15 protein-coding genes are annotated in these 14864 nt (G+C 66.7%); 7 read left to right on the top strand and 8 right to left on the bottom strand.

Going from position 1 to position 14864, the window contains the following annotated elements; all coding sequences use genetic code 11:
- Positions 1-2 precede the first annotated feature (2 nt).
- The 3 genes from ACRQ5J_RS16025 to ACRQ5J_RS16015 all read right to left on the bottom strand — a co-directional run bounded on the left by ACRQ5J_RS16025 (position 3) and on the right by ACRQ5J_RS16015 (position 4288).
- Positions 3-284, bottom strand: a complete 282-nt coding sequence (locus tag ACRQ5J_RS16025; RefSeq protein WP_432377953.1) for a DUF1971 domain-containing protein — start codon at positions 282-284, stop codon at positions 3-5.
- 11 nt (positions 285-295) lie between these two features.
- Positions 296-670 carry a group III truncated hemoglobin gene (locus ACRQ5J_RS16020; RefSeq protein ID WP_432377952.1) on the bottom strand — a complete coding sequence of 125 codons (375 nt, stop codon included), beginning with the start codon at positions 668-670 and terminating at the stop codon, positions 296-298.
- A gap of 87 nt (positions 671-757) precedes the next feature.
- Positions 758-4288, bottom strand: a complete 3531-nt coding sequence (locus ACRQ5J_RS16015) for a CHASE domain-containing protein (RefSeq protein WP_432377950.1) — start codon at positions 4286-4288, stop codon at positions 758-760.
- Positions 4289-4406: 118 nt separating this feature from the next.
- Here ACRQ5J_RS16015 and ACRQ5J_RS16010 point away from each other — a divergent pair, with 118 nt between their 5' ends.
- The 6 genes from ACRQ5J_RS16010 (at position 4407) to ACRQ5J_RS15985 (ending at position 10035) form a co-directional block, all read left to right on the top strand.
- Entirely contained in the window at positions 4407-6119 is a 1713-nt protein-coding gene (locus tag ACRQ5J_RS16010; protein WP_432377948.1) for an ATP-binding protein, read from the top strand.
- A gap of 82 nt (positions 6120-6201) precedes the next feature.
- On the top strand, positions 6202-6609 hold the full coding sequence (locus ACRQ5J_RS16005; RefSeq protein WP_432377946.1) for a DUF2141 domain-containing protein: 408 nt from the start codon (positions 6202-6204) through the stop codon (positions 6607-6609).
- 12 nt (positions 6610-6621) lie between these two features.
- Positions 6622-6930, top strand: a complete 309-nt coding sequence (locus ACRQ5J_RS16000) for a hypothetical protein (protein WP_432377944.1) — start codon at positions 6622-6624, stop codon at positions 6928-6930.
- Positions 6852-8090, top strand: coding sequence for a carotenoid oxygenase family protein (locus ACRQ5J_RS15995; RefSeq protein WP_432383667.1), 1239 nt, complete (start codon positions 6852-6854; stop codon positions 8088-8090). The genes ACRQ5J_RS16000 and ACRQ5J_RS15995 overlap by 79 nt, the downstream gene beginning before the upstream one ends.
- The gene (locus tag ACRQ5J_RS15990; protein WP_432377942.1) at positions 8087-9250 is read left to right on the top strand and encodes a sensor histidine kinase; all 1164 of its coding nucleotides are present in this window, start codon (positions 8087-8089) and stop codon (positions 9248-9250) included. The genes ACRQ5J_RS15995 and ACRQ5J_RS15990 overlap by 4 nt, the downstream gene beginning before the upstream one ends.
- 20 nt (positions 9251-9270) lie before the next feature.
- Positions 9271-10035 (top strand): LytR/AlgR family response regulator transcription factor, encoded by a 765-nt coding sequence (locus ACRQ5J_RS15985; protein ID WP_432383666.1) that lies wholly within the window; start codon positions 9271-9273, stop codon positions 10033-10035.
- Between the two features lie 7 nt (positions 10036-10042).
- Here the strand turns inward: ACRQ5J_RS15985 and purT are convergent, their stop codons facing one another.
- Positions 10043-11254: a formate-dependent phosphoribosylglycinamide formyltransferase gene (gene purT, locus ACRQ5J_RS15980; protein ID WP_432377940.1), complete on the bottom strand. Its 1212-nt coding sequence runs from the start codon at positions 11252-11254 to the stop codon at positions 10043-10045.
- Positions 11255-11270: 16 nt separating this feature from the next.
- Positions 11271-12032, bottom strand: coding sequence for a DUF481 domain-containing protein (locus tag ACRQ5J_RS15975; RefSeq protein ID WP_432377938.1), 762 nt, complete (start codon positions 12030-12032; stop codon positions 11271-11273).
- Between the two features lie 169 nt (positions 12033-12201).
- Here ACRQ5J_RS15975 and ACRQ5J_RS15970 point away from each other — a divergent pair, with 169 nt between their 5' ends.
- Complete coding sequence (locus tag ACRQ5J_RS15970) at positions 12202-12534, top strand: DUF4124 domain-containing protein (RefSeq protein WP_432377936.1); 333 nt, start codon at positions 12202-12204, stop codon at positions 12532-12534.
- A 129-nt stretch (positions 12535-12663) separates the two neighbouring features.
- Here the strand turns inward: ACRQ5J_RS15970 and ACRQ5J_RS15965 are convergent, their stop codons facing one another.
- The 3 genes from ACRQ5J_RS15965 to ACRQ5J_RS15955 are packed head-to-tail and all read right to left on the bottom strand — an operon-like array spanning position 12664 to position 14848.
- Positions 12664-13014, bottom strand: a complete 351-nt coding sequence (locus ACRQ5J_RS15965) for a DUF3325 domain-containing protein (RefSeq protein WP_432377934.1) — start codon at positions 13012-13014, stop codon at positions 12664-12666.
- Entirely contained in the window at positions 13011-14603 is a 1593-nt protein-coding gene (locus ACRQ5J_RS15960; protein ID WP_432377932.1) for a PepSY-associated TM helix domain-containing protein, read from the bottom strand. The genes ACRQ5J_RS15965 and ACRQ5J_RS15960 overlap by 4 nt, the downstream gene beginning before the upstream one ends.
- Complete coding sequence (locus ACRQ5J_RS15955) at positions 14600-14848, bottom strand: DUF3649 domain-containing protein (protein ID WP_432377930.1); 249 nt, start codon at positions 14846-14848, stop codon at positions 14600-14602. Before ACRQ5J_RS15955 ends, ACRQ5J_RS15960 begins: the two co-directional genes overlap by 4 nt.
- Between the last annotated feature and the right edge of the window lie 16 nt (positions 14849-14864).

Below are 14864 nucleotides of genomic sequence, written 5' to 3'. Positions count from 1 at the left end.
GCCTAGCGGTGGAAGTCCAGTTGAAAACGCACCGGGCCGACCAGCTCGACCTGGTGTTCGATTTTCGGCTCGACCACGCCGGGATGCTCTGGCGTCAGCAGCACTTCTTCCGCTGGCACGCGCGGGTCGGTGATGCGGTAAAGCAGGCTGCCTTCAAGGATGCGGATGCGCGCCCAGACATCGTCGGCGGTGGTGTGGCCGCGCTGGATGGCTGCGGGCACGCTGTCCTCGGTGAAGACCGGCGTGCTTTTGTAGAAGGTGACGTTGGCGGGGATGGTTTTCATGGTGCGACTCCTTATGAGACTTTGACTTCGCCGAAGAAGCCCAGTTGCAGGCTGGCGGCGATACGGCGGGCGACGATCTGGAATTCCTGCGCGTCCTTCGGCGCGAACAGTCGGTTGGTGGTGGCGACGAACATGTGCAGCCAGCGCTGGAAGTGGTCTGGCGTGATCCCGTTCAGCAGCATGTGCTTGCCGTAGACGTTGCCCTGGAAGTTGCGGCTGCCGGTCATCACGGTGGACCAGAAGTCGACCATGCGCGCCAGATGCGGGTCCCAGTTGTCGCCGATGGCGGCGTCGAATACCGGGCCCAGTTCCGGATCGGCGCGCACGCCGTCGTAAAACTCGTGGACCAGGGTGACGATGGATTCTGTGGTGAGCGGCAAAGTCATGGCGTCGGCGTCTTTTAAAGATATATGTGAAATACTACATTAAATTCGCGCGGCGCGCACCTGTTGTTTCACCTGTTGTTTCAAATCTCAGCCGGCGCTGGCGGCGTGCAGGTTGGGCGGCAGGTTGCGGGCGATCACGCGCAGCATTTCCTCGACGTCGATCGGCTTGGCGATGAAGTCATTCATGCCGCAGGCGAGGCAGTGCTCGCGCTCGGAGGCCAGCACGCCGGCCGTCATGGCCAGCACCGGCAGGTGCAGTCCCAGCTCGTCGCGGATCAGGCTGGTGGCCTCGAAGCCGTCCATTTCCGGCATTTGCACATCCATCAGCACCAGATCGTAGCGCTGCGCCTCGGTGCGCAAATGGTCGACGGCGAGACGGCCGTTGTCCACCGTGTTCACCAGCGCGCCGGCGTGACCCAGCATGGTGCTGGCGACCAGCTGGTTGACCGGGTTGTCCTCCACCAGCAGGATGCGCACGCCGTCGAGGCGCTGACCGGCGTCGGCATCGGCGGCAGGGACGGCGTCGCGGCCGTGGGCCTGCAGCTGTTGCAGCGTTTCCGCCAGGCGGCTGCCGGTGAGGGGCTTGAGCAGCACAGCGTCCGCGGCCTGGGCGCCGTCGGTGTGCAGCAGCTTGCCCTGGCCGAAGGCGCTGATCATCAGGATCACCGGCATCCGGCCGATGCTGTCGTCGGCGCGGATGGCCTGCATGGTGGCCAGGCCGGACATGCCGGGCATGTTCCAGTCGACCAGCACCGCATCGTAGCGCGCCTCGCGCCGGCGCAGCAGCGCCAGCGCCTGTTCGCCGGTGGCGGCGCTGTCGCAGCTCCAGCCGCGCGCGCGGATGGTGCGGCACAGGTAATCGGCGCTGGTGCTGTCGTCGTCCACCACCAGCAGGTGCTGCACCGTCGCCATGCGCTCGTGCGCCGCCTCCACGCCGGTTTGCAACGGCACCGTGAGAATGAATTCGCTGCCGGCGCCCTGGGTGCTGCGCACGTCGATGGCGCCGTCCATCAGCGCGGCGATGCGGCGCGAAATGGCCAGCCCCAGGCCGGTGCCGCCGAAGCGCCGGGTCATCGAAGCGTCGGCCTGCGAGAATGGCGCGAACAACTGCGCCAGCCGGTCCGGCGGGATGCCGATGCCGCTGTCGCGCACCGTGAAGCGCAGCGTGGCCGGCGCCTGCGCCAGTTCCACCAGCAGCGATACCGCGCCGCTTTCGGTGAATTTGATGGCGTTGCCGACCAGGTTGACCAGCACCTGTTGCAGCCGGTGGCTGTCGCCGACCAGCAGCGGCGGCACGCCCGGCTCGACGCCGATCGCCAGTTCCAGGTCCTTCTCGCCGGCGTTGACGGTCATGATGGTGGCGATCGCCTCCAGCATCGCGGACAACTGGAACGGCGCCGGCGCCAGCTCCATGCGGCCCGCTTCGATCTTGGAGAAATCCAGCACGTCGTTCAGGATGCTGAGCAGCGAATGGCCGGAGGACCGTATCATCTCCACGTACTTCTGCTGTTCCGGCGACAGCGCGGTGTTGCCGAGCAAATGCGCCATGCCCAGCACCGCATTCAGCGGCGTGCGGATCTCGTGGCTCATGTTGGCGACGAATTCGCTCTTGGCGCGGCTGGCCGCTTCGGCCTGGTCGCGCGCAGCGATCAGCGAGCCTTCCGACTGCCGCAGCGCCCCCGTCATCTGGCGCGCCAGCGCGGTGGCGTAGACCTGGCGCGCGGTCAGCGCGCGCACCGCGCCGAATGACAGCAGGCTGATAATCACGCCGGCCAGCAGCACGATATGGGATTTCTGGCGATCGATGGCGTCCTCGAACGCCGGCTGCGAGGCAAAGTGCAGCGTCCATTGGTGGTGCAGCAGTTCCAGCGTCAGCGTACGCTGGTAGGGGTTGGGATACTGGCGCGGATCGGCCGGCGGGCGCTCGCTGGCGAACAGCAGAGCCTCCGGCGCGGTGGAGGCGCCGTCGAAAATCTCCATCCGCACGCTGCGGTCGGCGGGGCCGAGCAAGTCCTGCATCAATTCGTCGGCGCGGATCGGACTGTAGGCAAAGCCCTGCAGCGCCGCCATGCGCTGCGCGGGCGTGGCGGCCGGCGCCAGTTGCGCGTCCCGGCGGTAGACCGGGAAGTACATCAGGAAGCCGGGCAGGCCGGCCTTCTGGTCGTCCTGCACCAGCACCACCTTGCCGGTCAGCGCCGGCGTGCCGCTGCGCGCGGCCTCCATCAGCGCCAGGCGCCGGGTCGGCTCGGACATCATGTCGTAGCCGAAGGCGCGCAGATTGCGACCAGCAAACGGCTCCAGATACATCACCACCACCGACATGCCTGGATCGTGAACGGCGCCATTGTTCCAGATGCGGAAATCTTCATAGCCCTGGTCGCGGATCTCCTTTTCCGTGGCCGCGCGCTGGTCCGCGCGCAGGAACATGCCGTAGCCCAGCCCCATCACGCCGGGGAAGTTGTTTTGCAGGTCCATGCCCTCGGCGAAGTCGCGCCACTGGTCGCGGCTCGGATTCTGCTGCGCCTTGAACAGCGCCTGCGCGCCGCGCAAGCCGGATTCGTACAGCGTCATGCGGCGCGCGATGCGCTTGGCGATGTCCGCGCATTCAGCCTCGAACTGCTCGTGCGCGCGCCGTTCGGTGCTGGCCGACAGCAGCTGCCACACCACCACTGTCAGGCCGACGCCGGCCAGCAGCGTGCCCCATTGCGCGGCGCTGTAGCTGACCGCGTCGTCGCCGGCGCGCTTGCGCTCGCTGACGTCGGCGCACAGCACCATGGCGATCAGGCTGCACAGCATGATGAAGCTGGCCAGCGCGATCAGCGCGTCGTTCAGCGTGCCGACCGCGAACGGGCCGAGGCCATGGATCGTGCCCAGCACCGCGCCGCCGGCGGCGATCAGGCAAACCATGCTGGCGCCGCGCAGGCCGTAGCGGTAGGAAGCCCAGGCGATGGCCAGCACGAACAAATAGGGCAGCCATCCGAGGCCGTCGTCGAACGAGTAGTGGCGGCTGAACATCGCATACGACACCAGCACCAGCGCCAGCAGCGAGGCGCCGATTTCCAGCGCGCCGCGCCAGCGCCAGCGCGGCAGCCGCCGCACGCACCAGACGATGATGGCGGGGCCGATCAGCAGCACGCCGGCGGTGTCGCCGACCCACCAGGTCAGGGCGATGGCCGCATGGTCGGCGGCCGGCGCCAGGCCGCTGAGCACCATGCTGGTGCTGCCGATGCCGGCGCTGACCGAGCACATGGCCATCGCCACCAGCGCGAACTTGTACACGTTTTGCTGCTGTCCGATAGGCGCCTTGACGTCGAAATAGCGGCGCACCAGCCATGTGCCGGTCAGCGCTTCCAGCACGTTGCCGAAGGCGATGCATAGCGTGGCGAGGATGGCGTTGGCGTGCAGCGCGACGCCGTTGGCGTGGAAGGTGGTGAGGTTGGCGATCAAGGCTCCCGCAAAGATAGCCGGCCAGGCGCGGTAGCCCATCACCAGCATCGCGGCAAAAGCGATGCCGGACGGCGGCCACACGGGCGTCGCATTGGTATGGGCGAACGCCAGCAGCAGGCTGGCGTGGGCGGTCATTGCGTAGCACAGCGTAAGCAGCACAAGCGCGCGCATGGCAGTGTTCTGTGGTTGTCAACGATGAGCCACTATAACGTAAATATTGTCATAATGGTTTGGCGTTCCGGCCGCCGGCACGGTATATTTTGTCCATTTCGATTAAAGTGAGTGAACTTTGTCCTTGCCTTCCAACGATACCTTGATCGTTGCTGTATCGGTGGTGTTTGCGGCGGTGGTCGGCCTGCTGTCCCTGGTCAGCAACGCCCGTCAGAAAGCCAGCCGCGAGGCGGCGCATCAGCGTACCGAAGACAGCCAGCGGCGCGCCCGCGTGCTGGCCGATACGCTGCCGCTGCTGATCGCTTACCTTGACCGCGAACTGCGCTACCGCTTCGTCAATGCCCATTTCCGCACCCAGTTCGGGCTGGAGCCGCAGGCGATGCTGGGCAAAACCGTCAGCGAAGTATTCGGGCCGGCCGCCGAACCGTGGCTGGGCGAACTGCGTTCGGCGCTGGCCGGGCGTCGCTTGCATTACGAGCGCGACTTCGTCGGCGTCGACGGCACGCGCCACTTCCTGGTCGACCTGGTGCCCGATCTGGCGCAGGATGGCAAGGTGATAGGCTTCTACCTGACGGCGATGAACATCACCGACCGCAAAAAGAGCGAGCAGCGCGCCGAAGCGGCCAGCCGCGCCAAGAGCGAGTTCGTGGCCAATATGAGCCACGAGATCCGCACGCCGATGAACGCGGTGCTGGGGGTGGCCTACCTGCTGGAGAATACGCCGTTGAGCCAGTCGCAGAAGCAGTATGTCGGCATGATACGGTCGTCCGGCCAGGTGCTGCTGGGGATACTGAACGATGTGCTGGACTTCTCCAAGATCGAAGCCGGGCGTATGGAACTGGCGCCCCAGACCTTCCTGCTGGCCGAGGTGCTGGACGCGGTGTCTAATGTAATGGGCCTGCACGCCAATGCGCGCGGCATCACGCTGGCCATCAGCACCGACGAGCAGGTGCCGCCGATGCTGGTCGGCGACGCCATGCGCTTGCAACAGATCCTGATTAACCTCGTCGGCAACGCGGTCAAGTTCACGGAGCGCGGCGGCGTGTCGCTGCGCGTGCGGCTGGACGGCGCCGTGCATGGCGGCGCGGCCGCCGTGCGCTTCGCTGTGCGCGACACCGGCATCGGCATGGACGACGAGCAGCAAAGCCGCCTGTTCTCGGCCTTCAACCAGGCCGACGCCTCGACCACGCGCCGTTTCGGCGGCACCGGGCTGGGACTGGCGATCAGCCGCCGGCTGGCGGAGCTGATGGGCGGCGGCATCACCGTCAGCAGCACGCTGGGCACCGGCAGCGAATTTGTCGTGACGCTGCCGTTCGCGGTGGCGGAAGAGGGCGCGCAGCCGGCGCATCCGCTCTGGCAAGGCGCCGCCAACGACGCCTGGGTGCTACCGGAAGTGCCTGCGGGGCCCGAGCCGGAGCTGGAAGCCGCGCCGGCGGGACCGCGATTGCGTGGCGTGCGGCTGCTGCTGGTGGAAGACCATCCGCTGAACCAGGTGGTGGCGCGCGGCATGCTGGAACACGCCGGCGCCGAGGTGGATCTGGTGGAAAACGGCCTGTTGGCGGTGGACCGGCTGCGCGAGCGCGCCGCCGACTACGATATCGTGCTGATGGACGTCCAGATGCCGGTGATGGACGGTTACGAGGCCACGCGCCAGATCCGCCAAGTGCTCGGCCTGAAACTGCCGGTGCTGGCCATGACGGCGGGCGTGATGAAGTCGGAGCAGGACCAGTGCATTGCCGCCGGCATGGACGATTTCATCGCCAAGCCGGTCGACGTGGAACAGATGCTGGACGCCATTTCGCGCCATTGGGATGCAGTTCGCTCCCGCTAGGCGCATTTCGTCGCAAGGCCCAGCGGCGTCACTGTGGGCTGGTTAAAGTGACATCACACTTTAACCCACACAGGAGTCCGATATGTCCCGCCTGATCCTCGCCGTGCTGCTCGCCGCCGCCTTGCCATCCCATGCCGCCGACCTGACCATCCGCGTTGAGGGTGTCGCCAATGCGCAGGGCGACGTGAAAGTCGCCGTGTTCAATTCGGCCGCCACCTTCCTCGCCAAGCCGGTACGCGGCGCGGCGGCGCCGGCGCAGGAGGGCACGGTGCAGCTGACCGTCAGCGGCCTGCCGGCCGGCGAATACGCCTTGGCCGTGTATCACGACGAGAACAGCAACGGCCAAATGGACCGCAACGCCATGGGCATGCCGACCGAGGACTATGCCTTCAGCAATAACGCCATGGGCAAGCGCGGCGCGCCGCGCTACGAAGAGGCGCGCATCGCGCTGCCGGAAGCCGGCGCCGCCACCACCATCAATCTGCGCTGAACGGAGGCCGAGATGACCAACCGCCGCCAGTTTCTCAGTGTCGCCGCCCTCGGACTGGCCTCGTCGCCGGCGCTGGCCGACAGCCTGACTTACCAGAGCTTCCACGCCGCGCTGGACCAGAATGCGCGCCTGTCGGTCTATGCGGACCATAGCGGCGACCTGTCGGGCGAGGCCACGGTGCTCGGCAGCCTGCCGGCAGACCTGAACGGGGTTTTTACCGCAACGGGCCGGGGCGCTTCGAGCTGGGCGGCGAACGCTATCATCACTGGTTCGACGGCGACGGGTTTGTGCAGCGCTGGCAGATCGGCGGCGGCAAAGTAAGCCACATCGGCCGCTTCGTCGCCACGCAGAAGTATATTGAGGAAAGCAAGGCGGGGCGCTTCCTGTACCCGGCGTTCGGCACGCATGTAGGCCGCAAGGGCTTGAAGAACAGCGATACCGGCAATGTCGCCAATACCAACCTGGTGCCGCTGAATGGCCGCTTGTATGCGCTGTGGGAGGGCGGCTCGGCCACCGAGATCGACCCGCAAACGCTGGCCACGCGCGGCATCAAGACCTGGCGCGGCGACCTGAAAGCCATGCCGTTTTCCGCACATCCGAAAATCGACCCCGATGGCGGCATGTGGAACTTCGGCACCGCGCCGGGCGCGAACCAGTTGATTATCTACCGCCTGAATGCGGCCGGCGAGGTGACGCGCACCGCCATGCTGGGCGTGCCGCAGCTGAACATGGTGCACGACTTCGTGGTCAGCGGCCGCCATCTGATCTTCCTGATCGCGCCTTACGACATGCGGCCCGGCGCCGACACCAGCTTCGCCGACAGCCTGCACTGGGCCGGCGGCCAGCGCCCGATGCGCGCCCTGGTCATTTCCAAGGACACGCTGGCGCTGCGCCAGGTGTTCGAGTTGCCGGCGCGTTCGGTCTTCCACTTCGGGAACGCGTATGAAGACGGCGCCTGCACCCGCTTCGACGCCGTGCTGCACGAGGGCGACGCCCTGCGCAAGGTGGCGCTGCCGATGCGCGGCGACAGCCGCATGGTGTCCGACAATCCCGCCGCCACGGTGCAGATCACGCTGGACTACGCCAGCGGCCAGGCGCGCGAGGCGCGGCTGTTCGGCGTCAGCGAGTTCCCGCGCGTGATGCCGCAGGTGGTGTCTTCGCGCCATCGCAAGCTGCTGGTGCTGGGCGCCGGCGGCCGCGAACTGATACTCGACAGCGTCAACCTGATCGACACCGACAGCGGCAAGGTCGATGGCTATCACTTCGGCGCCGGCTGGCAGGTGGAGGAGCATGTGCTGGTGCCGCGCCGCGGCGCGCGTTCGGAAACGGACGGCTATGTGGTCGGCGTGGCGCAGGATACGCGCCGCGCCCAGAGTGTGCTGACGGTGTTTGATGCGCACAACATCAAGGCCGGGCCGCGGGCGCTGGCGCGACTGCCTTATCGCGCGCCGGTTTGCTTTCATGGTAATTTTCAGGCATGACCGAGCAAACAAGCATTGCGCCGATGGCGCACCCGATGGAACTGATACCGTTGTTCCGCCGCTGGCCGCCGTCGTGGTTCCGCAACGTGGTGTACACCGTGATCTGGAGCTGCGCCATGGCGTTCGCGTTCCTGGCCGTCGAATGGCTGCTGGGCTACCGCGCGCCGCTCGGCGGGCGCGTGTGGCCGATGCTGCTGATGTCCAACCTGATCGGCGCCATGATCCACCTGGGCACAACGATGTCCAATCGCCTCCTGAACGGCTGGCCGCGCCGCGCGCGCGGGCTGCCGCGCGTGTTGTTCAGCATGGCGCTGATGAGTTTCAGCGTCCTGTTCGGCATCAGCGTCGGCAATCTGCTGTTGAACGGCACCGATCCGCTCAAGGTGTTGAGCCATCGCGGCATCGTCATGCAGGGCCTGGTCGTCGCAGCGGTGGTGGCCCTCCTGCTGTACACGGTGCGGCGCGCCGCCGAGCGGCGCGCGGCGCGCGCGGTGGCTGAGGCGCGGCAGAAGGAGTTCGCAGCGGCCAGCGCGCGCATGCTGGCCGAGGCGCGGCTGCGCGCCTTGCAGGCGCAGATCGAGCCGCACTTCCTGTATAACACGCTGGCCAATGTGGTCAGCCTGATCGGCCCGCAGCCGGCCAGGGCGCAGCACATGCTGGAGCGCTTCATCGATTACCTGCGCGCCAGCCTCGCGGCCAGCCGCAGCGACCAGGCGACGCTGGCGTCCGAGGCGACGCTGATCGCCGCCTATCTGGACGTGCTGGCGGTGCGTATGGGCGAGCGCCTGCGCTACCGCATCGAGCTGCCGGACGAACTGCGCCAGTTCAGAATGGCGCCGATGCTGTTGCAGCCGCTGGTTGAAAACGCCGTCGCACACGGGCTTGAGCCGAAGGTGGAGGGCGGCGAGATCGTGTTCAGCGCCGGCGTCGAAGGCCAGCACGTGGCGATCCGCGTCAGCGACACAGGCGTCGGTCTGAGCGACGCGGCGCCGCGCAAGCCGGGCGGCGGCGTCGGGCTGAGTAACATCCGCGAGCGGCTGCGCAGCCTGTACGGCGGCGCGGCTAAGGTAGAATTATTGGAAAATCAACCCTGCGGCATGACGGTGCGCCTGATGCTGCCTTTGAACGCGAGTCCGACATCGATACCGTCCGAGCCCTGATCGCAGATGACGAAGCCCATCTGCGCGAATACCTGGAAGGCCAGCTGAAAACCGTCTGGCCGGAATTGCGCGTGGTGGCGCGCGCCGCCAATGGCCTGGAAGCCCTGCGCATGATCGACGAGGAGGCGCCGGACGTGGTGTTCCTCGATATCCGCATGCCGGGCATGACCGGCCTCGATGTCGCCGCCAGGCTGGTGGACAGTCCGAAGCCGCCGCATATCGTGTTCGTGACCGCCTATGACCAGTACGCGGTGGAGGCGTTCGAGCATTCGGCGCTGGACTACCTGCTGAAGCCCGCCAGCCTGGAACGGCTGGAGAAGGCGGTGGCGAAACTGAAGGCGCGCCTGAAGCCAGCGGCGGGCGAGGGCGCGGCGCCGGCGGCGGCCCTGCAGGCCTTGCTGGCGCAGTTGGCGGCCGGCGGCAGCGCCGCGCTGGCGCCTGCTCCCGCGCCGGCGGCGGCGCCGTTGCAATGGATACGCGCCACGCATGGCGACCAGACGCGCTTGATTCCGGTCGACGAGGTGATCTACTTCCAGAGTAACGACAAGTACACCAGCGTATTTCTGGCGGACGGCGAAAGCCTGATCCGCACGCCGATCAGCAAACTGCGCGAGCAGCTCGACGAACAGAAATTCTGGCAGATCCACCGCAGCGTGATCGTCGCGGCGCACCATGTGGCGGGCACCCGGCAGGATTTCCGCGGGCGTTTGATGGTGCAGCTGAAGGGCCGCCCGGAACAGCTGGTGGTCAGCCGCAACTACGTCGATCTGTTCCGGGGCATGTAGCGCTAGCTTAGCTGGCGACGACCGGCTTGACCCTGGATGCCGCCAGCTTGGCGTTCACGCGTGCCGTGTCGACGTCGGCGGCGGTCGCCAGCGCCACGCCCATGCGGCGGCGCGCGAACGATTCAGGCTTGCCGAACAGGCGGATATCGGTATCCGGCACGCGCAGCGCATCGGCCACGCCCTCAAAGGCGATGCCCGCCGCTTCGTGCTGGCCGTAGATCACGGCCGAGGCGCCGGGCGCCTTCAGCGCCACGTTGACCGGCAGGCCGAGGATGGCCTTGGCGTGCAGCTCGAATTCGCTCTGCACCTGCGTTGCCATGGTCACCATGCCGGTGTCGTGTGGGCGCGGGCTCACTTCCGAGAACCACACCATATCGTCCTTGACGAACAGCTCCACGCCGAACAGGCCCAGGCCACCGAGGTCGCCGGTGACTTTGCCGGCGATGTCGCGGGCGCGATCCAGCGCCACCGGGTCCATGCGGCATGGCTGCCATGATTCGACGTAATCGCCCTGCACCTGAACGTGGCCGATCGGTTCGCAGAACTGCGTTACCACCTTGCCGTCGGCGCCCAGCGAGCGCACGGTCAGCAGGGTGATTTCATAATCGAAGTCGATGAAGCCTTCGACGATCACGCGGCCCGAGTCCACGCGGCTGCCGGCGGCGGCATAATCCCACGCGGCCCTGACGTCGGCGGCGGAATCGACCTTCGACTGGCCCTTGCCAGACGACGACATCACCGGCTTGACCACGCATGGGAAACCGACAGCGGCGGCGCCGGCTTCCAGTTCCTCCAGGCTGCTGGCGAAACGGTATGGCGAGGTGGCCAGGCCGAGCGTCTCGGCGGCCAGGCGGCGGATGCCTTCGCGGTTCATGGTCAGCTGCGCCGCGCGCGCGGTCGGGATGCAGGTGATCTCGCCGGCGGCTTCCAGCTGCGCCAGCTTGTCGGTGGCGATGGCCTCGATTTCCGGCACCACCAGGTCCGGCTTCTCCTGCGCGATCAGGGCGGCCAGCGCTTCGCCGTCGGTCATGTTGATGACGTGGGCGCGGTGCGCCACCTGGTGGCCCGGCGCGTTCGGGTAACGGTCGACGGCGATCACTTCCACGCCCAGGCGCTGCAGCGCGATGATGACTTCCTTGCCGAGTTCACCGGAGCCGAGCAGCATGACTTTGGTGGCGGTTGGGGACAGGGGCGTGCCGAGAGTGCGTGGAGTGTTCATTGGATGCTTAACTAAGTTAGAAAGAATAAACCAGGGTGACCGACGTTTGCGTGTCGGTGTTCTTCTTGTCGGCAGGGACGTTGGTGTCGTTGCGGATGTTGAAGGCAGCCTTCATCTGCATGGTGCTGTTGATTTTGGTGCGTAACGCCGTTTCGGCGATCGAATGCGTGTTGCTGGTGCCGCGCTCGACGATCAGGTTCTGGCTGAACTGCGCGTTCTCGCTTAGTTTCCATTTCAGCAGGGCCGCGCCACGGATGGTGCCTCCGGTTTCCACCACCTGCACATCGTTTTCAACGCGCACGCCGCGGAAGTAGCCCGGACCGATTTCCACGTCCAGCGTGTGGGTGTCCGACTGGTAGGTCTGGGTGCCGTAACCGATGCCGATGGTCGAGTAGCGGGTGTAGGCGCCGAAGCGGTCGTCGACGTGGGTGGCCAGCGCGAACAGCTTGCCGTGGTCGTCGTGCAGCAGCTTGTAGCCGGCTTTGGCGGACACCGAGTAGCGCTGCGCCGAACGCTCGCGCACTTTTTCGCCGTCGTCGTTGGTGACTTCCTCGTCCTTGAAATAGCCGGCCAGGATGTACTCGTTGCTCCACTTGGCTGTCTCCTGCTTGGCGTCGATCTTTCCGGTCACCGAAGTACCGACCGTGTTGCCGGAGGTGGAAATCGCGCCCAGTTCAGCGGAGGTATTCCAGCCACGGGCGTTGACTGGGTCTAGCGAATCTGCTGTCGCATAGCCGTGGGCTACCGCCAGCGCGGAAAAGATCAGGAGATATTTCATAGGCAGATGGAGCGATGCCGCGCTACGGCACCACGTATCGTGATACAGAAAGAAGGCGTTATTGTAACCGACATGGATTATATGCGGCGCATTTGGCGTGTGCGTGGCCGTACAGACGCGGAGCGCGGCGGCCCGCATGATGGAAGCTCTTGTCAAAGGGGCATCGATCATGAAAATCATCCTGTGCGCGGCACTGGCCGCGATGACCGAGCTGGCCGGCGCCACGGTCAACCGATGCGTGGACGCCAACGGCGAGGTGTTGCTGACCGATGCCGAGTGCCCGCAAGGTAGCCGCAGCGAGGACTACACGGAGCACGTTCCGGTGTCGGCCAACACCCAGCTGGCGGCGGCGCCGACGCCGCGCAGCCGCTGGGCCGACCTGCCGCGCCCCTTGCTGCGCAAGACGGTCAGCACCGATGTCGCCACCCTGCAGGCGGCGCGCCAGAATTTGCTGGTGCAGGACGAAATGCACAAGCAGCGGCGGCTCGTCAGTTCCCGTTGAGCCGCAACGCACGCGCGGCGGCGGACACCGTGCACCGGGGATCGTGACGATGCGTGGGTGTAGCGCACGCCTGCTGCACGCCTGCTTTGCGCAGGGCCGGTCAAGCTGTGCGCACAGGCTGACAGTCCATCAGGTCAGCGCTAGGCTGGCCAGGCCGGCGATGCTCAAGGCTCCGGCAGCGGCGGCCAGCGGCGCTACGCGCCTTGGCCAGTACGGCAGCAGCACGGCGGCCAGCAAGGCGCCAATGGTCAGCATGCCGATCCACGCCACGAAGCCGGCGCCGGCACCCCACAGCACCACGCACGGCACGATGGCCAACGCCAGCAGCAGCACGGCGCCGGTGCGCAGCAGCAGGCGTTTGCGCGCCGGCGCGTCGTCGCCATATACCTGGCGGTGGTGCCGGTCTATCGCCAGCGACAGCGCGGCCATGCCGGCAAAGCACAATCCCAGCGCGGTCAGGACAATCAATCCATAAGTCATGATGCGGCCTTTCTGATAACGGTTGCGGCGGACGCCTTGCGCCGGCCGACGCGCAAGGCGGCAAAGGCCAGCAGGGCGCCGACGGCGATGGCGGTCAGCTCGACGGCGGCGCGTTCGAGGTCGCGCCGCGCCAGATAGCCCAGCACATGCTGCCCGGTGGTGGCGACGTTCAGCAACGGCAGCAGCATGCAAAGCGCGGCGCCGGCCCCGAGCTGCTCGCGCCACGCCTGCGGCGCCGGCCGCAGCGCGGCATGCGCCAACGCCAGCAGCCACACGCCGAAAAAGGCCGATACTTCCCACTCGTGCCGCTCGACCAGGTCCAGCGGCAACAGGCGATTCGACCACAGGAAACCGATGCACGCCAGCGCCAGGCCGGCGATGGTCGCCACATTCAGCACATCGATCAGGCGATACACGCGCTGCGTCGCGGCGCCGAATTCGTTGAGCGCCTTCTGGCGGCGCTTGACCATGAACAGAATCGCGCCGGTCGCCATCATCGCCGTTCCCGCCATGCCGGCGACAAAGTAGATCCAGCGTATTACCGCGCCGGCGAAGTGCAGCCGGTGTAGCTCGTCCAGCGTGGCCATGGTGGCGCGGGCGCCGTTCGGCGGTGCGCGGTGCGGCATTTCGGTTTCCAGCAGCTTGCCGCTGATGCCGTTAAATTTCATCACCCCGCGTTTGCTCAACAGGTTGCCGTCCTGCGTGTCGGGCGTATTGGTGCTGTAGATATCGACCGTCATCGCGGCGTCGCCGGGATGGTTGACCACCACGGCGAAAGCCGTGGTGCGGAAGGTGGCTTCCGCCTGATGCACCAGCGGATCGAGCGGCGCCAGCACGCCGGGACGCCCGGCAGGTTTGCTCTCCGGCCCGAACTCGCGCACATGCGCCGCCTCGCCGGTGCGCAGTTCCTGCGCGAACGATACCGCCGGCATATACGTGGCCCAGCTGATCGCCAGGCCGCTGTAGACGATCATGAACAGGAAGGGCAGCGTCAGCACGCCCGCCAGGTTGTGCGCATCGAGCCAGGAACGCTGGCCCTTGGCCGGACGGAAGGTGAAGAAATCCTGGAAAATGCGCTTGTGCGTGATGACGCCGGAAATCAGCGCCACCAGCATTGCCGCCGACGCCGCGCCGACGATCCACAAGCCGGTCAGGCCGGCGTGCAGTTCGTGGTGGAAGGTGACGAAGTGGGTGCCGCCCAAAGTGTCGCGCACCGTGCTGGCTGGTTCCGGCAGCGCCGCGCCGGTGGCCGTGGATAGATGGGCGTCTTCGTAGAAGCCTCGCTCGTTCAGCCAGAACACCTGGAATTCCTCTTCGTCGGCGCGCGGCCACAGTTCCCACATCTTGCTATCGGCAGCATGCCGTTCCAGGTAGCGCAAGCCGTGCTGGAGTTGGCGCGCGTGATCCAGCGGGCCGGTGAACGCCGCCTGCTGGTGCTCCTGCACCTGCTCCGGGCGCATCCAGTCCGAAATCGGGTGGACGAACACGCTCAGGGTGCCGGTCAGGAAAATGGCGAAAGCCAGCCAGCATACCCACAATCCCGCCCAGGTATGCAGCCACGCCATGCGCTGGCGCAGGCCGCCGGTCATGACGACGCTCCCGCAATCGCGGTCAGCACCGTGAACACCAGGCTGGAACCCAGCAGGCCGGCCCAGGCGCGGCGCGTGCTGCTGGTGGCGAAGGCCCAGATAATGGCGGGCGCGTACAACGCCAGGCCAAGCAGCGCGCCGCCCAGCATGGCGTCACTGCCGGGACCATGGAAGGCCGACAGCAAGGCCGCGGCGGTGGAAGCGAACAGGTAGCCGCCCAGGATGGCGGCAGCGATGCGGTTCATGGCGTGTCCCGGGTCA

The sequence above is a fragment of the Duganella sp. P38 genome, assembly GCF_050859475.1.
Classification (GTDB): Bacteria; Pseudomonadota; Gammaproteobacteria; order Burkholderiales; family Burkholderiaceae_D; genus Rugamonas.
This window is presented reverse-complemented; position numbering and strand designations above follow the sequence as displayed.